Here is a 20,054-nt window from a genome sequence, read left to right as displayed (position 1 = left end):
TGGTTACATAGGAGTCGTGCGTGTCTCGTGCGCTGGGTTTCAGCCGATGACGGAGCCCCGTGGGCAACGGTAGGGCGCGCAAGCTGAGCGGTCTGGACGAGACGCTGACCGCCCAACCGGGTCATCAGCTCGTCGGCGTGCTGCGCATCCCCGAGGACCACGCCAGCCCCGGCCGGGTCATCACGCGCCGGGTGGCGATCGCGTTGCTGGTGCTGTTCGGCGCCGCCGTCATCGTCTACCTGGACGCCGGCGGCTACCGCGACCTGCGCGGCCAACCGCTGACATTCCTGGATTGCCTGTATTTCTCCGCGGTGTCGCTGTCGACGACCGGCTACGGCGACATCACCCCGTACACCGAGACGGCCCGGCTGGTCCACACCGTCATCTTCACGCCGCTGCGGATCGCGTTCCTGGCCGTGCTCGTCGGCACGACGCTCGAGGTCCTCTCGGAGCGGTCGCGGCAGGCGTGGAAGATCCAGCGTTGGAGGAGCAAAGTGCGCAACCACACCGTCGTGATCGGCTACGGCACCAAGGGCAAAACGGCGGTCGCCGCCATCCTCGGCGACGAGGAGGCCCAGGGCGAGGTCGTCGTCGTCGACACCGATCGGTCGGCCCTGGAGCACGCCGCGTCGGCCGGGCTGGTCACCGTCCACGGCGACGCCACGAAATCCGATGTGCTGCGGCTCGCCGGGGCGCAGCACGCGGCCTCGATCGTCGTCGCCACCAGCCGCGACGACACCGCGGTGCTCGTCACGCTGACGGCGCGGGAGATCGCGGCGAAGGCCAAGATCGTGGCGTCGATCCGGGAGGCAGAGAACCAGCACCTGCTGCAGCAGTCGGGCGCCGACTCGGTGGTGGTCTCCTCGGAAACCGCGGGCCGGCTGCTCGGGCTGGCCACCACCACGCCGAGCGTCGTGGAGATGATCGAGGACCTGCTGACGCCCGACGCCGGGCTGGCGATCGCCGAACGCGAGGTCGAACAGACCGAGATCGGCGGCTCCCCAAGGCATTTGCGCGACATCGTGCTGGGCGTGGTGCGCGATGGCCATCTGCTGCGCATAGGCGCGCCCGAGGTGGACGCCATCGAGGCCAGCGACCGGCTGCTCTACATCCGCCACGCGGGACACTAACCCGTGGATTTTCAGCTGCAGAGCGTTCCGCTGCTCTCCCGCGTGGGCGCCGACCGCGCCGACCAACTGCGCACCGACGTCGACGCGGCGGCCGCGGGCTGGGCGGATGCGGCGCTGCTGCGGGTGGATTCGCGCAACCAGGTGTTGGTCGTCGACGGCCGGGTGCTGCTCGGCGATGCGGCCGCGCTGGGCGACAAGCCGCCGCCGGAGGCGGTGTTCTTGGGCCGCATCGAGGGCGGCCGCCACGTCTGGGCCATCCGCGGCGCGCTGCAGGCGCCCGAGGATCCCGACGCGCAGGCCGAGGTGGTGAACCTGCGCAGCCTCGGCCGGATCTTCGACGACACCAGCAGCCAACTGGTGTCCTCGGCCCTCGCGCTGCTCAATTGGCATGACAGCGCCCGATTCAGCGCGGTGGACGGCTCGCCGACGAGGCCGGCCCGTGGGGGCTGGGCGCGGGTCAACCCGGTCACCGGGCAGGAGGAGTTCCCGCGCATCGACCCGGCGGTGATCTGCCTCGTCCACGACGGCGGCGACCGTGCGGTGCTGGCCCGCCAGGCGGTGTGGCCGGAGCGGATGTTCTCCCTGCTGGCCGGGTTCGTGGAGGCCGGCGAGTCCTTCGAGGTGTGCGTGGCGCGGGAGATCCGCGAGGAAATCGGCCTGACCGTGCGCGACGTGCGCTACCTGGGCAGCCAGCCCTGGCCGTTCCCGCGCTCGCTGATGGTTGGCTTCCACGCGGTGGCCGACCCGGGCGAAGAGTTCTCGTTCAACGACGGCGAAATCGCCGAGGCGCAGTGGTTCACCCGCGACGAGGTGCGCGCGGCGCTCGCGGCCGGCGACTGGAGCAGCGCGTCCGACTCGAAACTTCTACTGCCCGGGTCCATTTCGATCGCCCGGGTGATCATCGAGTCCTGGGCCGGGCTGGACTGAGCGGCCTAGCCGACCTCGGCCAGCTTCGCCTTGACCTGGGCCACGCTCGGGTTGGTCAGCGTCGAACCGTCGGCGAACTTCACCGTCGGGACCGTCCGGTTGCCGCCGTTCACCGAGCCGACGAACTCCGCCGCGGCCGGATCGGCCTCGATGTCGACCTCGTCGTAGGAGATCCCATCGGAGTTGAGCACCGTCTTGAGCCGGTGGCAGTAGCCACACCAAGACGTCGTGTAAACGGTGAGCGGAGCGTTGGCCATAGCCCGCTCAACGTAGCGCAGCGGCGACGCATTCCGCGAGCAACGCAAGTCACTCCCGCGCCGCGGCGTGTTTGTCGGCCACTCCTGCTTTCATGGAAGCCAAGATGAAGCCCATGCCGATGGTCGCCGGAGCACAGGCCGGAGCACTGACCGCCGAGCTGGACGACGAGCAGCGCGAGGCCGTGTTGGCTCCCCGGGGGCCGGTGTGCGTGCTCGCGGGCGCGGGGACGGGGAAGACCCGGACCATCACGCACCGGATCGCCCAGCTGGTCGCGGGCGGTCACGTGGCCGCCGGTCAGGTCCTGGCGGTCACCTTCACCCAGCGGGCCGCGGGGGAGATGCGCTCCAGGCTGCGCGCGCTGGCCAGCGACGGCTCCGGCGTGGGCGCCGTGCAGGCGCTGACCTTCCACGCGGCCGCGCACCGCCAGCTGCGCTACTTTTGGCCGCGCGTGGTCGGCGACACCGGCTGGCAGCTGCTGGACAGCAAGTTTCCCGTCGTGGCCAGGGCCGCCAGCCGCTGCCGGCTCAACGTCAGCACCGACGACGTGCGCGACCTGGCGGGGGAGATCGAGTGGGCCAAGGCGTCGCTCATCGGCCCCGAGGAGTACCCGTCCGCGGTGGCCGACGCCGGCCGCGACGTCCCGATGGACGCCAAGCAGATCGCGGCCGTCTACTCCGCCTACGAGGCGCTCAAGGTGCGCGACGAGTCGATGGCGTTGCTGGACTTCGACGACCTGCTGCTGCACACCGCGGCCGCGATCGAGAACGACGCCGCCGTGGCCGAGGAGTTCCGGGACCGGTACCGCTGCTTTGTCGTCGACGAGTACCAGGACGTCACCCCGTTGCAGCAGCGGGTGCTCGCGGCGTGGCTCGGCGATCGCGACGACCTCACCGTCGTCGGCGACGCCAACCAGACCATCTACTCGTTCACCGGCGCCACGCCGCGGTTCCTGCTCGACTTCTCCCGGCGGTTCCCGGACGCGACGGTGGTGCGCCTGGAACGCGACTACCGGTCGACCCCCCAGGTGGTGTCGCTGGCCAACCAAGTGATCGCCGCGGCCCGCGGCCGCGTCGCCGGCAGCAAGCTGCAACTGTCCGGGCAGCGCCCGCCCGGCCCGGCGCCGTCGTTTCACGAGCACCCCGACGAAACCGCCGAGGCCGCCGCCGTCGCGAAGGCGATCGGCCGGCTGATCGAATCCGGCACGCCGCCGTCGCAGATCGCGGTGCTGTACCGGGTCAACGCCCAATCGGAGGTCTACGAGGAGGCCCTGACCGAGGCCGGCATCACCTACCAGATCCGCGGCGGGGAGGGATTTTTCAACCGCCAGGAGATCAAGCAGGCGCTGCTGGCGCTGCAGCGCGCGGCCGACCGGGGGGCCGAGGGCCCCCTGCCCGAGGTCGTCCGCGCGGCGCTGGAGCCCCTGGGGCTGACGGCCGAGGAACCGACCGGCACCCGGGCCCGGGATCGCTGGGAAGCGCTGGCCGGGCTGGCCGAGCTCGTCGACGACGAAGTGGCGCAGCGGCCGCAGCTCGACCTGCCGGGCCTGGTGGCCGAGCTGCGCCTGCGCGCCGACGCCCGCCACCCGCCGGTGGTGCAGGGCGTCACGCTGGCCTCGCTGCACGCCGCCAAGGGACTCGAGTGGGACGCGGTGTTCCTGGTCGGGTTGGCCGACGGCACGCTGCCCATCTCGCACGCGCTGGCCCACGGCCCCGAAAGCGAGGCCGTCGAGGAGGAGCGCCGGCTTCTCTACGTCGGAATCACCCGGGCGCGAATCCATTTGGCGCTCAGCTGGGCGCTGGCCCGCAGCCCGGGCGGCCGCCAGAGCCGCAAGCCGTCGCGGTTCCTCAACGGCATCGCGCCGCAGGCCCGTGCCGACACCGCGCCGGCCAAGTCCCGGCGCAACAAGGGCGTCGCCACCCGCTGCCGGATCTGCAACAACAACCTGACCACCCCGGCGGCCATCATGCTGCGGCGGTGCGAGACGTGCGCGGCCGACATCGACGAGGAGTTGTTGCTGCGGCTCAAGGCCTGGCGGCTGGACGTGGCCAAGGAACAGAAGGTGCCCGCGTACGTCGTGTTCAGCGACAACACCCTGATCGCGATCGCCGAGCTGCTGCCCGGCGACGAGTCGGCGCTGATCGCGATCCCGGGCATCGGTGCGCGCAAGCTCGAACAGTACGGGCCCGACGTGCTCGAGTTGGTCCGCGCGGCCCGCTGAGGCAAAAGCCGCAGGTCAGAAAATCGGTTGTGGGGACGGACCGCTAAGCTTTACCCTCGAAACCGCACATTGCTGCCAGCTGAGAGGAGGGTCGCCACGATGATCACCACCGCGTTCGGTGTAGGCGTGGCGGCCTCGGTGCTGGCTCCTGTTTGGTCCAAGACCACCTCGCATGCCGCCCACGCCGCCGTGTCGGCGGCAGCGGCTAAGCACCGTGTCGCCGCCGCGACCGACGCGTCCGTGGATTGGGGCCATACCTAACTAGCCCCCCTTGATGGCCACGGACCCGAAGTCAGCAGGATCCGTGGCCACAGTTTTTTTGGGTCGACAGCCTCCCTGGTCCGGATCACGAAGGACAACCACCCGACCAGGAAGCAGGTGAGCAGGACATGTCGGCATTGCCAGTCGGAAGACCGACGCTGCCGGAGTTGCCTTGTCACGTCGACGATCCCGACCTGTGGTTCGCCGAGGCCCCAGCCGACCTCGAGCGCGCCAAGACGCTGTGCGCGGCCTGCCCGGTGCGGCGGCAGTGCCTGGCCGCTGCGCTGGAGCGGGCCGAGCCGTGGGGTGTGTGGGGCGGCGAGATTTTCGAACGCGGCTCGATCGTGAGCCGCAAGCGCCCGCGCGGACGCCCCCGCAAAGAGGACGTGGCGGCCTAGGCCTCATCCGCGAAAGTGCAACTGCCGACGCGTTGTCCGAGAGGGGCCGTCGGTAGTTGCACTCTCGCGGTGCCAGAGCCGCCTAGACGACGGCGGAGTCGGGCTCGGCGAAGCCGGGGATCAGTTGCTCCGACAGCGCCTTGATCGGCACGTGCGCGTCGAGCTGGCACAGGATCGCGGCCACCGACGCGATGACGCGCATCGGTATCGCCAGCTTGGGGGGCAGGTCCATCTGCCGGGCCGTCTTGATCTGCGACACCGACCGGTCGATCTGCACCACGGTCATCTTCTGCAGCCACTTGCGGGTGTAGTGGAAGACGTCGACCTCGATGGGCTCGACGTACTGGCGCAGCATCTCGTCGATGTCGCGCACCGAGACCTGCTGGCCCTTTTGGATGAAGCCGACCTTCTCCATCGTCGGCAGCAGCAGGTCGTAGTTCTTGTCGCGGGCCAGCCGGATCGTCATACCCAGCTCGACGGGGTAGCCGCCGGGCAGGGGCGCGACGGCACCGAAGTCGATGACGCCCATCCGGCCGTCCGGCATCAGCATGAAGTTCCCGGGGTGGGCGTCGCCGTGCAGCATCTCCAGCCTGCGGGGCGCGTCGAAGGTGAGCTCGAGCAGGCGCGTGCCGATCAGGTCGCGCTGCTCGGTGGTCCCGTTGCGGATGATCTCCGCCATGTGGATCCCCTCGATCCACTCCTGGACCACCACCTTGGGCGCGCTGGCCACGACGTGCGGCACCAGGAAGTGCGGGCTGTCGTGATACGCCTTGGCGAACTTGCGCTGGTTGTCGGCCTCCAGCCGGTAGTCGAGCTCCATCTCGGTGCGCTGGACCAGTTCGTCGACCACGCCCTGGACGTCCGCGCCCGGCGAGAGCTGCTTGAGCACGCCGACCATCCGCTGCATGGTCTTGAGGTCGGCGCGCAGCGCCTCGTCGGCGCCGGGGTACTGGATCTTCACGGCCACCTCGCGGCCGTCCGACCACACCGCCTTGTGCACCTGGCCGATGCTGGCCGAGGCGATCGGGGTGTCGTCGAACGAGCTGAACCGGTCGCGCCACTTGGTGCCCAGCTGGGCGTCCAGCACCCGGTGCACCTTCGCGGCCGGCAGCGGCGGGGCGTCCTTTTGCAGCTTGGTCAGCGCCTCGCGGTAGGGCTCGCCGTACTCCTCGGGGATGGCGGCCTCCATCACCGAGAGGGCCTGGCCGACCTTCATCGCCCCGCCCTTGAGCTCACCCAGGACGGTGAACAACTGGTTGGCCGCCTTCTCCAGCATCTCGGCCTGGACTTCGTCCTTGGACTTGCCCGTCAGCCGCTTGCCGAAGCCGAGGGCCGCCCGGCCGGCGAAGCCGACGGGGATGCTGGCCAGCTTCGCGTTGCGCGCAGCGCGGCCGCGTTTGATGTCTGCCACGTCTCCATCATCCACGACGGTCGGCGCGCGGGACCCGTGATCCGGACCATAGGTTGTCTTTGCACTTGGGACCCTGGCCGCAGCAATCCCGCGGCCGGCCTAGCACGGGCACAGCGGGTGCTTGCTCCACTGCCGCGCGACGATCGAGCCGGCGTTGAGGTCGAACTCGAGCGTCGCGTTCAGCGCCGCGGGCGGCGCGGGATCGGGCACCGCCTGCTGCCCGCGCACCGCCGCGATCACCCGGTTCACCTGGCTGAGCGCCAGCGCCGCCGTCGCGAGCAGGGTCGCCCGGTCGGCCACCCCGACCGTGTCGCGCAGCTGGGCGGCGATGGCCGGCCAGGAGGCGTCGCGGTCGCTGCGGTGCAGGTCGGCGCAGCCCAGGCAACTCGTCACGCCGGGGATGACCAGCGGGCCGACCAGACCCGTGCCGTCGCGCACCCGAACCGGCAGGTGCGCCACGCCGCGGCCGTGCAGGTCGCGGACCATGCGCGGGTCGGCGACCAGATAATCCGACAGCACCACCAGATCCACCGCGTCGGGAGAGACGGCGGCGTGCGGCTGGCTGCTGGTGGCGATGCGGGCCCCCGAGCAGCGCAACGCCTCCGCGAGCAACTCGGACAGCGGCCCGCGGCCGTGGATGCGGATCGAGGCGGCCCGCCCTCGCGGCTGCCGGCATTCGGTCGCGACGCCCGCGCCGACCAGCTGGGCGACCAGGCTCGCCAGGCCTTCGGCGTCGCGCAAGCCGCGGTCGACGGCATGCCGCCGCAACTCGGCGAGGGGAGTGGGCGATCGCATGGACCGCAACAGCGTGGCCAACTCGGCCGCGGCGAGGCCGCGCGGCGGACGGACCAGCACGGCCCGGCGCGGATCCCAGCCGACCTGCACGGCGCCGTCGGGCCGCAGCAGCACCGGCATCGCCGGGTCGAGCGCATAGGTCATCGCTTGGGACTGTGGCACGACGACGACGGGCGCCGCGCTCGGTCATCCACAGGGGCGCCGGCGCACAGCTGGCGGCCTGCCAATAAAGGTCAGGGGTTCTCGACAGAGGCCGCGGGCGTCCCGACAATCTCGTTGAAGGATGCCGCTGTCGGTGGGGCGGGGGACCGCACCGCCGCGCCCACCAAGATCAGCGCCGCGGCGGTATTGGGATCCACCTCCCATTGCGACCCGTTGCTATAGCTGAGCAATCTGTCGCGGGATTCGATATCCGTGATGAACATGATCCAGACGTGATCCTGGCTGTCAGGCATTGTAAGACCCTCGAGATTTTCGGATTTGGATATTGACGGCGCCAAAGATGCGGATGTCATGCGACCTCGAAATGGTTTTGGTGGATGAGTTGGGCGTGATTAGTGGTAACCCAGTTGGGCACAGCGGCGTCGACCCGACCGCGGCGGTACAGCTCGTGGATCAGCTGCTTTGTCTCGGTGATGGTCTTGGCAACCTGATCTGGGTCCGCGTGGGAAAAGAAATCACGCCGGTTCCACCAGATCATCTTCGTTCGGTAGCGTTCGTCCGGATAGGTCGTCGCCGGAATGGCTGCCACCACTCCCCCCGAAGAACGCCATCGATTCAAAATGGACGTCGCGGCTGTGGCCATGCAAAATTGCAAATCGAGCAGGACCATCATATGGAAACCGCAGCGCGCCAAAGCGCGGGTGAGACCACGACTCTGGCCCGAGTCGTCGGCCGCCCAGGCCGACTTCATTTCCAGAATCCCGAACGGGATGCGGTCGGTGATCATGTTCCGGACGGCCTGCTGGCCGGGTTGCCCCGCCCATTCAAGGACCGCATGCGAATCGTCGGCCGACCGCAGTGGTCCCTTTGCGCGCACCCCAGCCACGACCCGTCCGTCGTCATCGACGATGGCGAAGAACAGGGTGGTGTCGGCTCCGCTTCGCAACGCCTCGACGTCGAGGGCGCACTCGACACCATGCTTGCGATAGCTTCGCTGGGCGCCCGCCGCATACTCGGACCACAGGTCAGGGTCGGCCGACGGCCGCGAAACAACCAGCGTGCAGCCTATGTCCGGGTCTCGCCAGCCAAGGCCTTGCCCGAGAGACGACTCGTCGCAGATTGCGGTGCATAGTGAAAGCGCGTTCACGCGGTTCCTCTCAGTCTGCCCAAACTTTAAGTCTTGGGATTCGATTGAGTTCATACCGTAAGTATCTATACGTGTCATTACCATACGGTTAGGCGAGCCGTCGCGCAATAATTCGGCGGAACTGGCTGATTCCGAGCACAGAAGCAGTGATCTCGGTTTGCAGACGCGGGCGGGCCAGCAGTGCGAGGTCGCTGCAGACTTCGCGGACTCGGGGAAAGTCATACCCGCTCAGGGCCTGACACCGTGGTTGGCTCCGCGTACGACGGCCTGGCGCCGGGCCCAGCTATTGAAAGCGCCCCGGGGGCACCGTCACGAGGTCACGACGATCGACTTCTGCCCGACTTTCCAGGCGGTCATGAAGCGTTTGATGCTGACCTTCGTGTTGGCGTGGTCGGCGTAGGGGTCGTTGAGGTGAACGGTGTCGTTGTTGGTGTCGACGCCGGTGACCACGAGCAGGTGGTCGGGCGAGGTGCGCTGGTCGTCGCTGTTCAGGATGGTTCCGCCGTTGACCCACGCGATGACCTTGCGCCCGGCGCCGAGGTACTGCTCCAGCGCCGGCAGCCCGGTCTTGTCGGGCTCGGTGTCGTAGATCATCCGCGACTTGATGCCGTAGTGCTCGAGCAGCACGACCGTGTCGGCCATGTCGATGCCACCGGCGTCGGTCTCGTGGCCCGGGTCGCCGGTGGGCAGGTAGATCGGGCCGTCGCGGATCACCGAGGGCGTGCTCTGCGCCAGCTTGATGATCTGCTTCTCGGTCGGGGCGTTGCCGGTGACCTCACCGACCACGTCGGCCACGGACGCCAGCCCGCAGGTGTCCTCCAGCGACTGCTGCACCCAGTATTTGGCCGCCGCGTCGGGGTCGCCGTAGACGCCGTCGGCGGCCGTCCGCGCCCGCGCCGTCGCGTTGTCGTAGGTGCCGGCGGTGACGTGCGCCGAGGGCGGCGCCAGGCCGCACCCCGACACCGACGCAACGCCGGCCAAACCGATGCAGGTGGCCGCCAGGGCGGCGCGCAGCGCGGTGGCAATCCCGACCATGTTCGCTCGCAAAGAGTCGGCCCGATAATCGACTGGACCTGCAACGTAGCACCGTCAGCAAACGGGCGCGACCTAATCAGTTGTCGCCGGAGCCGCCGCCGGAGTCAGGGTCCTCGAGTTTGGCGATCGCCTCGTCGATGCCGCTGGTGTCGCCGCCGATGACGCGGTCGATGAAACCGGCCGGCTCGTCGAGGTCCTCCGCGCCGGGCAGCAGGTCCGGGTGCTGCCAGACGGCGTCGCGGGCGTCGGCGCCGGCGGCCTCGGTCAGGCGCTCCCACAGCGCGGCGGCCTCCCGTAACTTGCGGGGCCGCAGCTCGAGGCCGACGAGCGTCGCGAACGTCTGCTCGGCCGGGCCGCCGCTGGCCCGGCGCCGGCGCAGCGTCTCGCTGAGTGCGGCCGTGCCGGGGATCCGATCGCCCAGGGCCGCGGTGACCACCACCTGCACCCAGCCGTCGATCAATGCCAGCAGGGTTTCGAGCCGCTCGAGCGCCTGCTGCTGCTCCGGGGTCGCCTTCGGCTCGAAGACGCCCTGGCCGAGCAGGCTCTCGATGGCCGCCGGGTCCGCCAGCGACGCCGGATTGAAGTCGCGCGCGAGCTCCTCGATCCCGCTCATGTCGATCTTCATGCCCCGGGCGTAGGCCTCGACCGCACCCAGCAGCTGGCTGGACAGCCACGGCACGTGGCTGAACAGCCGGTGGTGCGCCGCCTCGCGGGCGGCCAGGAAGGTCAGGATCTCGCTGCGCGGCTGCTCGAGCCCGGCGGCGAACGATTCCAGCGCGTCGGGCAGTATCGCGGCGATCCCCTTGGGGCCGAGCGGCAACCCGATGTCGGTCGAGGTCAGCACCTCACGCGACAGCCGGCCCAGCGCCTGGCCCAGCTGTGAGCCGAAGGCCATGCCGCCCATCTGCGACATCATCGCGAGCAGCGGACCCGCCATGGTCTTGGCCTCGTCCGGCAGCGACGACGCCCACACCGTCGCGATCTGCTCGGCCATCGGATCGCAGAGCCGCTTCCAGGTCGCCAGCGTGTTGTCGACCCAGTCGGTGGGGCTCCAGCCCACCGCTTTCGACGTGCCCGCGGGCAGCGCCGTCGCGCCGTCCAGCCAGGTCTCGGCGAGGTGGACCGCGTCGGCGATCGCCTTGGTCGTCGAGGCGGGGATGGGTGCGACGAACCCGATCGAGCTGGACGCGACCCGTCGCGCCAGCTCATAGTTGACCGGTCCGGACGCCTTGCCCCCGGTCGCAACGGATCCCGCGCTGGAAAACATCTGGCCCAGCTGGGTGAAGATCTGGCCCAGGTCGCCCATGCCGAAATCCCCGCCCAGGCCGAAGGCGCCCGATGGGTCGGACGCCCCCGAGTGAGAGTCGGGGTCTTTCTTGCCGTGCTTCTCGTGCTCCGGGTCCTCGCCGGAGGAGAAGCCGAAAGGCAGGTCAGGCATATCGCTAACGGTACTCACCGCAACAACGGGGCGTGCGGTCTCGGGTCACGCTCGTAGCTGAACGGGGCCAGCCGGGAGCCGGTTAGGGTAAGCGGCGTGAACAGGCGGATCCTGACCTTGCTCGTCGCACTGCTGCCGATCGTCGTTTTCGGCGTGCTGCTCGCGGTGGTGACGGTGCCGTTTGTGTCGCTGGGGCCGGGTCCGACGTTCGACACGCTCGGCGAGGTCGACGGCAAGCAGGTGGTCGCGATCGAGGGCACCGTGACGCACCCGACCACCGGACACCTGAACATGACGACGGTGTCGCAGCGGGACGAGCTGAGCCTGGGCGAGGCGCTGACGCTGTGGCTGTCGGGTCAGGAACAGCTGGTGCCGCGCGATCTCGTCTACCCGCCGGGGAAGTCGCGCGACGAGGTCGACAAGGCCAACAACGCCGACTTCAAGCAGTCGGAGGACAGCGCCGAATACGCCGCCCTGGGGTATCTGAAGTACCCGGCCGCGGTCACCGTCGCGACGGTCACCGACCCCGGGCCGTCGGCGGGCAAGCTGAAGGCCGGCGACGCCATCGACGCGGTCAACGGCACGCCGGTGACCACCGTCGAGCAGTTCACCGGGTACCTGAAGAACACCAAGCCCGGTCAGGTCCTGACGATCGACTATCGCCGCAAGAACGACGCGGCCGGCCCGATCGGCACCACGCAAATTACGCTGGGAACGAACAAGGATCGCGACTACGGCTTCATGGGCGTGGCGGTGCTCGACGCGCCGTGGGCGCCGTTCACCGTCGATTTCAACCTGGCCAACGTGGGCGGGCCGTCGGCCGGGCTGATGTTCAGCCTCGCGGTCGTCGACAAGCTCACCACCGGTGACTTGGCCGGCTCGAAGTTCATCGCGGGGACCGGCACCATCTCCGTCGACGGCAAGGTCGGCCAGATCGGCGGCATCACGCACAAGATGGCCGCGGCGCACGCGGCCGGGGCCACCGTGTTTCTGGTGCCCGCCAAGAACTGCTACGAGGCATCGTCGGACAATCCGTCCGGCCTGCGCTTGGTGAAGGTGGAGACCCTCGGCCAGGCGGTGGACGCGCTGCACACGATCGCGTCGGGGGGCCAGCCGCCCAGTTGCTAGCCCGGCCGGGCGGCCGCGCGCGATGCGTACAGTTGTGATCTAGAAATCCCAGAATTTCACCAGCCCAGCCAATCGATCAGGGAGCGTAGCCAGTGGGGATGCGGCCCACCGCACGGATGCCGAAGCTGACTCGGCGCAGCCGGATTCTGATCCTGATCGCACTGGGTGTGATCGTTTTGCTGCTCGCCGGCCCGAGGCTGATCGACGCCTACGTCGACTGGCTGTGGTTCGGTGAACTGGGCTACCGCTCGGTGTTCACCACCGTGCTGGTCACCCGCATCGTCGTCTTTCTGGTCGCCGGCCTGCTGGTCGGCGGCATCGTGTTCGCCGGGCTCGCCCTGGCCTATCGCACCCGGCCGGTGTTCGTGCCGAGCAACAACAACGACCCCGTGGCGCGCTACCGGGCGGTCGTGGTGTCGCGGCTGCGGGTGGTGGGCATCGGCATCCCGGTGGCCGTAGGCCTGCTGGCCGGCATCGTCGCGCAGAGCTATTGGGTGCGGGTCCAGCTTTTCCTGCACGGCGGAAGCTTCGGTATCAGGGATCCGCAGTTCGGCAAGGACCTCGGCTTCTACGCGTTCGACCTGCCGTTCTACCGGCTCCTGCTCAGCTACATGTTCGTGGCGGTGTTTTTGGCCTTTCTGGCGAACGTGCTGTCGCACTACATCTTTGGCGGCATCCGGCTGTCCGGGCGAACGGGGGCGCTGAGCCGCTCGGCGCGCATCCAGCTGGTGACCCTGATCGGGCTGCTGGTGCTGCTCAAAGCCGTCGCCTATTGGCTGGATCGTTACGAGCTGCTGTCGCACACCCGCGGCGGCAAGCCGTTCACCGGTGCGGGTTACACCGACATCAACGCCGTGCTGCCGGCGAAGCTGATCCTGATGGCGATCGCGGTGATCTGCGCGGCCGCGGTCTTCTCCGCAATCACCCTGCGCGACTTGCGGATCCCGGCCATCGGCCTGGTGCTGTTGCTGCTGTCGTCGTTGATCGTGGGTGCCGGGTGGCCGCTGATCGTCGAGCAGATCAGCGTCAGACCCAATGCGGCGCAAAAGGAAAGCGAATACATCAGCCGCAGCATCGCCGCGACCCGGCAGGCCTACGGCCTGACGTCCGACCAGGTCAGCTACCGCAACTACACCGGCGACGGGCAGGCCACGGCGCAGCAGGTCGCGGCCGACCGCGCGACCACCTCGAACATCCGGCTGCTGGACCCCACGATCGTCAGCCCGGCGTTCACCCAGTTCCAGCAGGGCAAGAACTTCTACTACTTCCCGGATCAGCTGTCGATCGACCGGTACCTCGACCGCAACGGGGCGCTGCGCGACTATGTCGTCGCCGCCCGCGAGCTCAACCCCGACCGGCTGATCGACAACCAGCGGGACTGGATCAACCGGCACACCGTCTACACGCACGGCAACGGGTTCATCGCGTCGCCGGCCAACACGGTGCGCGGAATCGCCAACGACCCCAACCAAAATGGCGGCTATCCCGAATTCCTGGCCAACGTCGTCGGCGCCAACGGCAGCATCGTGTCCGACGGCCCGGCGCCGCTGGACCAGCCGCGCATCTACTTCGGACCGGTCATCTCCAACACGTCCGCCGACTACGCCATCGTGGGCCGCAACGGCAACGACCGCGAGTACGACTACGAGACCAGCACCGAAACCAAGAACTACACCTACACCGGGCTCGGGGGAGTGCCGGTCGGCGACTGGCTGTCCCGCAGCGTGTTCGCGGCCAAGTTCGCCGAGCGAAACTTCTTGTTCTCCAACGTGATCGGCTCCAACAGCAAGATCCTGTTCAACCGCGATCCCGCGCGGCGGGTCGAGGCGGTGGCGCCGTGGCTGACGACCGACAGCGCCGTCTACCCGGCGATCGTCAACAAGCGGCTGGTGTGGATCATCGACGGCTACACCACGCTGGACAACTACCCTTACTCGGAGTTGACGTCCCTGGAATCGGCCACCGCCGACTCCACCGAGGTGGCGTTCAACCGGCTGGCGCCCGACAAGAAGGTGTCCTACATCCGAAACTCGGTGAAGGCCACCGTCGATGCCTACGACGGCACCGTCACGCTGTACCAGCAGGACGAGCAGGACCCGGTGCTCAAGGCGTGGATGCAGGTGTTCCCCGGCACCGTGAAGCCGAAGAGCGACATCACCCCGGAGCTCGCCGAGCACCTGCGCTACCCCGAGGACCTGTTCAAGGTGCAGCGGATGCTGCTGGCCAAATACCACGTCAACGACCCGGTGACGTTCTTCTCCACGTCGGATTTCTGGGACGTCCCGCTGGATCCCAACCCCACCGCCAGCAGCTACCAGCCGCCCTATTACATCGTCGCGAAAAACATTGCGAAGAACGACAATTCGGCGTCCTACCAGTTGATCAGCGCGATGAACCGGTTCAAGCGCGACTACCTGGCCGCCTACATCAGCGCCAGCTCGGACCCGGCGACGTACGGCAGGATCACCGTGCTGACCATCCCGGGCCAGGTCAACGGCCCGAAGCTGGCCAACAACGCGATCACCACCGACCCGGCGGTGTCCCAGGACCTCGGCGTGATCGGGCGCGACAACCAGAACCGGATCCGCTGGGGCAACCTGCTGACCCTGCCGGTGGGCCAGGGCGGCCTGCTCTATGTCGAGCCCGTCTACGCCTCGCCGGGGGCCAGCGACGCCGCCTCGTCATACCCGCGGCTGATCCGGGTGGCGATGATGTACAACGACAAGATCGGCTACGGCCCCACCGTCAGCGACGCCCTCAACGGGCTGTTCGGGCCGGGCGCCGGCGCGACCGCGACCGGAATCCAACCCACCGAACCCGGCGCGGCCCCGATCCCAGCGGCCAGCCCACCCAGCCCCGGCGCCCCACCGGCTCCCGCCGCGGCGCCGGGACCGCCGCCGCCCAGCGCGGTGCCGCCGTCGCCGGACGGCTCGGTGACGCTGTCGGCGGCCAAGGCCGCGGCCCTGCAGGACATCCAGGCCGCGATCGGCGCGGCGAAAGACGCGCAGAAGAAGGGCGACTTCGCCGCCTACGGCGCGGCGCTGCAGCGCCTCGACGACGCGATCAACAAGTACAACGCCGCCAAGTAGCTTGGGCGCCAGGCGTTTCAGGCCTTTCAGGCCCTCAGCCGCCGCGCCACCTCGCCGTAGCGCTCGAAGCGTTCGTGGTTGCCCAGCGCGTTGTAGAGCACCAGCCGCGTCGCGACGGCCGCGTACTTTTCGGCCAGCGCGTCGCCCAGCCCGTCCCACGTCGACTCGGTGGCGAACGCGGCGATGTGCTCGTCGGTGATCTGGGCCGCCATGCCGGCGAAGTCCCCGGCCTTCTGCTTCTCGCGGATGCGGGCCGTCGTGCCCTCGAATCCCGCCTCGTCCCAAATGAACGCGTAGTTGGGTGTGCTGCCGTAGAACGACATACTGGCCCGCACCGACTCGCGTTCGCTGTCGCGCTCCTCGTCGGTGTCGCCGACGATCGTCATCACCGGCACGATCATGGCGATGTCGGCCGGGGAGCGTCCGGCCCTGGCCGCTCCCGCCGCGACGTTGGGCACGACGTGACGGGTCAGATAGCCCGGCTCGCCGAGCGGGTGGACGTGGACCCCGTCGGCGACTTCGCCGGCCATCCGCAGCATCCACGGATTCACCGCGGCCACATCGACTTTCGGGTCGGGCGCGTCGATCGGTCCGGCGCTCCACTGCGGGGTGATGAAGTCCAGGTCGTAGAACTCGCCGTGGTGGTCGAGCTTGCCCGTTCGGAACGCGGAAAAGCACGCCTTGACGGCGCGCACGTAGTCGCGCAGCCGCGGACCGGGCCGCTCGAAGGCCATTCCGTAGCGCCGCACCACGTGCGTGCGCACCTGGGTGCCGAGGCCGAGCCGGAATTTTCCGCCGGTCGACTCCTGCAGTTCCCAGGCGGTGGCGGCCGTGACGAAGGGGCTGCGGGGGAAGGCCACCGCGACGCCGGTGGACAGCTCCAGGCCGGGCGCGGCCTGGGAGGCGACGGCGGCGTTGAGGTAGGGCGTGCGTCCGGTCTCGGTCAACAGCATCCCGGAAAAACCGGCGGCCTGGGTTCGACGGGCCAGGTCGCCGATCTTGTCCAGCGGTTGCGGGACCGTCATCACGTCGATGTGCATGGCGGAACAGTATGCCGGACGGCTTCAGCCGCGCGACGCCGTGCGGAATCTCTCCCGGTAGGCCTTCGGTGAGACGCCGAGTTGATCGACGAAGACCCGGCGGAGGCTTTCGGTGCTGCCGAACCCCGCCAGGCGCGCGGTCTCGGTGACGCTGCGGCCGGCGTCGAGCGCCGCCCGGGCGGCGTCGATGCGCACCATCTCGACGTAGCGCGCCGGTGTCGTGCCGAGTTCGGATTGGAAGAGCCGGGTCAGCTGCCGGGTGCTCAACGACGCCCGCGCGGCAAGGGTTTTCACGTCGTGGTTGGCCGCGGGGTCGGCCGAGATGGCGTCGGTGACCTTGCGCAGCGGCGACTGCGGCGGCGGGTCGGCCTCCACCAGCACCGAGAACTGCGATTGGCCGCCCGCGCGCTTGAGGTAGACGACCAGCCACCGGGCCACCTCGCGGACCAACTCCGTGCCGTGATCCATCTCGACCAACGCCAGCGCCAGGTCGATGCCGGACGACACCCCGGCCGAGGTGAACACGTCGCCGTCGCGGACGAAAATCGCGTCCGGCTCGACGGTGATGCCGGGGAAGGCCCGGGCGAACAACCGGGCGTCGTGCCAGTGCGTGGTGGCGCGCCGGCCGTCGAGCAGCCCGGCCTGAGCCAGGATGAACGACCCGGTGCAGATCGACGCGAGCCGCCGGGTGCGGCCGGCGACCGATTTGACCGCGTCGACGAGCTCGGGATCGATCGCCCGCCTGGGCAGGTTGTCGCTGCCGGCGACCATGACGGTGTCGGCGGCCTCGATCGACGAGATGGCGTCGGTGACGCCCAGCCGGGTGCCGATCGAGGTGGTCACGTCGCGCCCGTCCACCGACGCGATCTTGAGCCGATAGTCGGCGCCGAACCGGTTGGCTTCGGCGAAGACCTCACCCGCTCCCGCGACGTCCAGCATGGTCACGTCGTCGAAGACGACGATCACCATTACTCGCGACCCGGCCTGCGTCACCGGCCCATTGTCCCAATCCGTGGGGAAAATGTCGCAGCCGCCACGGCGCCGACCAACGACCGCACCCGGCCTCGGTAAACGCCGGCGGCCCGGCCCTGTGATGTCGCGAATCAAGTGATAGCCGTCCGAAATCGCATCGGTGCGCGAGCGGCCGCCACCGCACACTTTTCAAGGGCCGCTCGACGGGGTGCGGCGAAACAGGTATCGAGGCCGGTTGGCCGGCCTCGACTTCGCATGCCGCCACCTCAGCGCAGCACCGACATCGGATCGGTGGCGAAACCAAACCGAAAGCGTGGGTATGAACTCGTCTGAATACCGGGACACCGCAGTGGTTCTCGGGGCCAGCATCAGTGGATTGCTGGCCGCGCGGATACTTTCCGACTTCTACGAAAACGTCACCGTGGTCGAGCGCGACGCCCTCCCGGAGGGGCCAGTCATGCGTCGCGGAGTGCCGCAGGGCGCTCAACCTCACACCCTGCCGACCAGGGCGGCCGGGATCATGGACGGGCTGTTTCCCGGCTTCCTGGACGAGCTGGTCGCCGGCGGCGCACGCGTCTGGAACGACGGCGACCTATCGCGGCTCTGCTTGACCTTCGCCGGGCACCCGCTGCTTCGTTCCGGCAGGGTCCCCGAGCCCGAGTCCATCGTTATTCACCATGCGCACCGGCCATTTCTCGAGTGGCATCTGCGTCGCCGCGTCCGTTCCATTCCCAACGTGACGTTCCTGGATGCCCACGACGCGGTGCGGCTGACGTCGACGCCACAGGGTCAGCGCGTGACCGGCGTGGTGTTGGCTCCGCGCGACTCCGGGGCCGAGCAGACCCTCGCGGCGGATCTCGTGGTGGACGCCACTGGGCGTGGCTCGCGGGCACCACTGTTTCTCGAGCAACTCGGCTATCGCCGTCCGCGCGAAGACAAATTGATGGTGCACGTCACGTACGCCAGCATGCGGGTCTATGTAGCGCCGGGAACATTGCGGGAGAACTTCATCATCAACGCGGCCGAGCCCGGCCGCCCCATGGCATTCGCGATGTTCGGGGGTGAAAACGACACCTACGTGCTTGCGGTCCAAACGCTGGCCGGGCGGCCGACGCCCACCGATCGCGCCGCTCTGCTCAACAGCCTGACCGACATCGCGCCCCCACAAGCCCTGGCAGCCGCGCGGTCCGCGGAGCCACTCACCGACGTCGCGCAGTACAAGTTTCCTTCCAACCGGTGGCGACGCTACGACAGGCTGGCGCGCACGCCCGACGGTCTGATCGTGATGGGCGACGCCATGTGCAAGTTCAATCCTCTTTACGGCCAGGGAATGTCGGTTGCAGCCATCGAGGCGCTGATTCTGCGTGGCTGTCTTGAAGTAGACGGGCAAGACCTACCGGGGCGGTTCTTCGGCCTCGCCGCCAAGGAGATCGGCGTGGCATGGCGGGCCGCCGTGAGCTCGGACCTGGCCCTGCCGCAGATAGCCGGACATCGAACCATGCCGGTGCGGTTCACCAACGCATTCATCGACCGCATGCTGTCCGCCGCGGAGACCGAGCCGGTGATCGTGCAGAAATTCCTGCGGATGATGAACATGGTCAGCCCCCGCGCCGAGTTGTACCACCCGTCGACGATGCTGCACATGATCGCCAAACCGCGAAAGCGCCTGTACCCCACGAGCAAAGGCCACCATGCAACGAAGTGACAACGACACGTGGGATCTGGCCACGAGTGTGGGCGTGACCGCCACGATGGTCGCCTCGGCCAGGGCTGCGGCAAGCCGCCGGGTGAATCCGATCATCAGTGACCCGCTCGCCGAACCGCTGGTGCGCGCCACCGGCGTCGATCTGTTCGCGGGGCTGGCCAGCGGAGACCTCGAGTTCTCCGATATCGGAAGCGGTTGGGTGGCAGACTTTTTCGCCGTGCGCGCTCGGTTCTTCGACGGCTTCTTCCCGCAGGCGACGGCGGCCGGCATCCGTCAGGCCGTGATCGTCGGTTCGGGATTGGACTCGCGCGCCTACCGCTTGGCGTGGCCAGCCGGCGCCGTCGTCTACGAGATCGATCAGCCCGCCGTGCTCGCGTTCAAGAACTCGACGCTGTCCGAGCTCGGGGCGGCGCCTGCCGCCGAACTGCGCCCGGTGGGAATCGACTTGCGCCACGACTGGCCAACGGCTCTGCAGAAGGCGGGTTTTGATGTCGCGATGCCCGCCGCGTGGCTGCTCGAGGGGCTGATGATCGGATATCTTCCCGGCGAGGCGCAGGATCGGATGCTCGACCACATCACCGGTCTCAGTGCGCCGGGCAGTCAACTGGCCGCCGACCACCTGCCGCGCGATTCGGTGTCGGTCGGATCGTTGATGCAGAATCTCGCGGCGACCTGGCGGCAGCACGGCGTCGAGGCGGACTTCGCCGGCCTGACCTATTCGCATGACCGCAACGACGCCGAAAAGCACCTGCAAAGTCGCGGCTGGACCACGAGCTCCCGCAGCCTGACCGACCTCCTCAGCGCCGCCGGGGTGCTGGCGGGCGACATGGACACCGGTCCCGGCGGGCAGGGGGCGATCAGCTACCTGACCGCCATTCTCGGAGGCGCCTGACCTGCGCGGCAGCCCTCGATGCGTGTCGGATTCTGTGGGAAAAGCGGC

General features: G+C 68.8%; 18 protein-coding genes. 9 read left to right on the top strand and 9 right to left on the bottom strand.

Going from position 1 to position 20,054, the window contains the following annotated elements; genetic code table 11:
• Positions 1–59: 59 nt before the first annotated feature.
• Together AWB89_RS13650 and nudC are read left to right on the top strand one after the other, a co-directional pair.
• On the top strand, positions 60–1,130 hold the full coding sequence (locus AWB89_RS13650; RefSeq protein ID WP_085103840.1) for a potassium channel family protein: 1,071 nt from the start codon (positions 60–62) through the stop codon (positions 1,128–1,130).
• Between the two features lie 3 nt (positions 1,131–1,133).
• Positions 1,134–2,057: an NAD(+) diphosphatase gene (gene nudC / locus AWB89_RS13645; RefSeq protein WP_085174267.1), complete on the top strand. Its 924-nt coding sequence runs from the start codon at positions 1,134–1,136 to the stop codon at positions 2,055–2,057.
• A 5-nt stretch (positions 2,058–2,062) separates the two neighbouring features.
• Here nudC and mrx1 read toward each other — a convergent pair whose 3' ends face one another.
• Positions 2,063–2,314: a mycoredoxin Mrx1 gene (gene mrx1 / locus AWB89_RS13640; protein WP_085103836.1), complete on the bottom strand. Its 252-nt coding sequence runs from the start codon at positions 2,312–2,314 to the stop codon at positions 2,063–2,065.
• 119 nt (positions 2,315–2,433) lie between these two features.
• Between mrx1 and AWB89_RS13635 the strand changes: the two genes are divergently transcribed.
• The 3 genes from AWB89_RS13635 to AWB89_RS13630 all read left to right on the top strand — a co-directional run bounded on the left by AWB89_RS13635 (position 2,434) and on the right by AWB89_RS13630 (position 5,192).
• Entirely contained in the window at positions 2,434–4,533 is a 2,100-nt protein-coding gene (locus AWB89_RS13635; protein WP_142282542.1) for an ATP-dependent DNA helicase UvrD2, read from the top strand.
• Between the two features lie 99 nt (positions 4,534–4,632).
• Positions 4,633–4,794: a hypothetical protein gene (locus tag AWB89_RS27535; RefSeq protein WP_169716598.1), complete on the top strand. Its 162-nt coding sequence runs from the start codon at positions 4,633–4,635 to the stop codon at positions 4,792–4,794.
• 128 nt (positions 4,795–4,922) lie between these two features.
• Positions 4,923–5,192 carry a WhiB family transcriptional regulator gene (locus AWB89_RS13630; RefSeq protein ID WP_085103834.1) on the top strand — a complete coding sequence of 90 codons (270 nt, stop codon included), beginning with the start codon at positions 4,923–4,925 and terminating at the stop codon, positions 5,190–5,192.
• Between the two features lie 82 nt (positions 5,193–5,274).
• On the opposite strand, the gene AWB89_RS13625 is transcribed toward AWB89_RS13630, so the two are convergent.
• From AWB89_RS13625 to AWB89_RS13600, 6 genes are all read right to left on the bottom strand, one after another.
• The gene (locus AWB89_RS13625; RefSeq protein ID WP_085103832.1) at positions 5,275–6,618 is read right to left on the bottom strand and encodes a macrolide-binding ATPase MABP-1; all 1,344 of its coding nucleotides are present in this window, start codon (positions 6,616–6,618) and stop codon (positions 5,275–5,277) included.
• A gap of 84 nt (positions 6,619–6,702) precedes the next feature.
• Entirely contained in the window at positions 6,703–7,542 is an 840-nt protein-coding gene (locus AWB89_RS13620; RefSeq protein WP_085103830.1) for a cyclodehydratase, read from the bottom strand.
• Between the two features lie 89 nt (positions 7,543–7,631).
• Positions 7,632–7,853, bottom strand: a complete 222-nt coding sequence (locus tag AWB89_RS13615; protein ID WP_085174265.1) for a hypothetical protein — start codon at positions 7,851–7,853, stop codon at positions 7,632–7,634.
• A 56-nt stretch (positions 7,854–7,909) separates the two neighbouring features.
• Entirely contained in the window at positions 7,910–8,761 is an 852-nt protein-coding gene (locus AWB89_RS13610) for a hypothetical protein (protein ID WP_174627831.1), read from the bottom strand.
• 255 nt (positions 8,762–9,016) lie between these two features.
• The gene (locus AWB89_RS13605) at positions 9,017–9,742 is read right to left on the bottom strand and encodes a C39 family peptidase (protein WP_085174263.1); all 726 of its coding nucleotides are present in this window, start codon (positions 9,740–9,742) and stop codon (positions 9,017–9,019) included.
• A gap of 76 nt (positions 9,743–9,818) precedes the next feature.
• The gene (locus AWB89_RS13600) at positions 9,819–11,198 is read right to left on the bottom strand and encodes a zinc-dependent metalloprotease (RefSeq protein WP_142280291.1); all 1,380 of its coding nucleotides are present in this window, start codon (positions 11,196–11,198) and stop codon (positions 9,819–9,821) included.
• Positions 11,199–11,276: 78 nt separating this feature from the next.
• Here AWB89_RS13600 and AWB89_RS13595 point away from each other — a divergent pair, with 78 nt between their 5' ends.
• On the top strand, positions 11,277–12,308 hold the full coding sequence (locus tag AWB89_RS13595) for a YlbL family protein (protein WP_085174261.1): 1,032 nt from the start codon (positions 11,277–11,279) through the stop codon (positions 12,306–12,308).
• Between the two features lie 92 nt (positions 12,309–12,400).
• On the top strand, positions 12,401–15,397 hold the full coding sequence (locus AWB89_RS13590; protein WP_085174259.1) for a UPF0182 family protein: 2,997 nt from the start codon (positions 12,401–12,403) through the stop codon (positions 15,395–15,397).
• Between the two features lie 26 nt (positions 15,398–15,423).
• On the opposite strand, the gene AWB89_RS13585 is transcribed toward AWB89_RS13590, so the two are convergent.
• Entirely contained in the window at positions 15,424–16,437 is a 1,014-nt protein-coding gene (locus AWB89_RS13585) for a TIGR03617 family F420-dependent LLM class oxidoreductase (RefSeq protein ID WP_085174257.1), read from the bottom strand.
• Positions 16,438–16,461: 24 nt separating this feature from the next.
• Positions 16,462–17,406, bottom strand: a complete 945-nt coding sequence (locus AWB89_RS13580) for a GlxA family transcriptional regulator (RefSeq protein WP_085174255.1) — start codon at positions 17,404–17,406, stop codon at positions 16,462–16,464.
• A gap of 322 nt (positions 17,407–17,728) precedes the next feature.
• Between AWB89_RS13580 and AWB89_RS13575 the strand changes: the two genes are divergently transcribed.
• Both AWB89_RS13575 and AWB89_RS13570 read left to right on the top strand, forming a co-directional pair.
• Positions 17,729–19,114 (top strand): FAD-dependent oxidoreductase, encoded by a 1,386-nt coding sequence (locus AWB89_RS13575; RefSeq protein WP_085174253.1) that lies wholly within the window; start codon positions 17,729–17,731, stop codon positions 19,112–19,114.
• Positions 19,101–20,006: an SAM-dependent methyltransferase gene (locus AWB89_RS13570; protein WP_085174251.1), complete on the top strand. Its 906-nt coding sequence runs from the start codon at positions 19,101–19,103 to the stop codon at positions 20,004–20,006. The genes AWB89_RS13575 and AWB89_RS13570 overlap by 14 nt, the downstream gene beginning before the upstream one ends.
• Positions 20,007–20,054 lie beyond the last annotated feature (48 nt).

Source organism: Mycobacterium paraense, from assembly GCF_002101815.1.
Classification (GTDB): domain Bacteria; phylum Actinomycetota; class Actinomycetes; order Mycobacteriales; family Mycobacteriaceae; genus Mycobacterium; species Mycobacterium paraense.
Note: the sequence above shows the minus strand (reverse complement) of the source record. Positions and strands in the feature narration are given on the sequence as shown.

What these genes read in the sequence shown, in the direction of transcription:
- AWB89_RS27535 (WP_169716598.1), top strand. Translation starts at nt 4,633, where the DNA reads ATGATCACCACCGCGTTCGGTGTAGGCGTGGCGGCCTCGGTGCTGGCT.
- AWB89_RS13615 (WP_085174265.1), bottom strand. Translation starts at nt 7,853, where the DNA reads ATGCCTGACAGCCAGGATCACGTCTGGATCATGTTCATCACGGATATC.
- AWB89_RS13620 (WP_085103830.1), bottom strand. Translation starts at nt 7,542, where the DNA reads ATGACCTATGCGCTCGACCCGGCGATGCCGGTGCTGCTGCGGCCCGAC.
- AWB89_RS13635 (WP_142282542.1), top strand. Translation starts at nt 2,434, where the DNA reads ATGGTCGCCGGAGCACAGGCCGGAGCACTGACCGCCGAGCTGGACGAC.
- AWB89_RS13605 (WP_085174263.1), bottom strand. Translation starts at nt 9,742, where the DNA reads ATGGTCGGGATTGCCACCGCGCTGCGCGCCGCCCTGGCGGCCACCTGC.
- mrx1 (WP_085103836.1), bottom strand. Translation starts at nt 2,314, where the DNA reads ATGGCCAACGCTCCGCTCACCGTTTACACGACGTCTTGGTGTGGCTAC.
- AWB89_RS13575 (WP_085174253.1), top strand. Translation starts at nt 17,729, where the DNA reads ATGAACTCGTCTGAATACCGGGACACCGCAGTGGTTCTCGGGGCCAGC.
- AWB89_RS13610 (WP_174627831.1), bottom strand. Translation starts at nt 8,761, where the DNA reads ATGAACTCAATCGAATCCCAAGACTTAAAGTTTGGGCAGACTGAGAGG.
- AWB89_RS13585 (WP_085174257.1), bottom strand. Translation starts at nt 16,437, where the DNA reads ATGCACATCGACGTGATGACGGTCCCGCAACCGCTGGACAAGATCGGC.
- AWB89_RS13570 (WP_085174251.1), top strand. Translation starts at nt 19,101, where the DNA reads ATGCAACGAAGTGACAACGACACGTGGGATCTGGCCACGAGTGTGGGC.
- AWB89_RS13630 (WP_085103834.1), top strand. Translation starts at nt 4,923, where the DNA reads ATGTCGGCATTGCCAGTCGGAAGACCGACGCTGCCGGAGTTGCCTTGT.
- AWB89_RS13580 (WP_085174255.1), bottom strand. Translation starts at nt 17,406, where the DNA reads ATGGTGATCGTCGTCTTCGACGACGTGACCATGCTGGACGTCGCGGGA.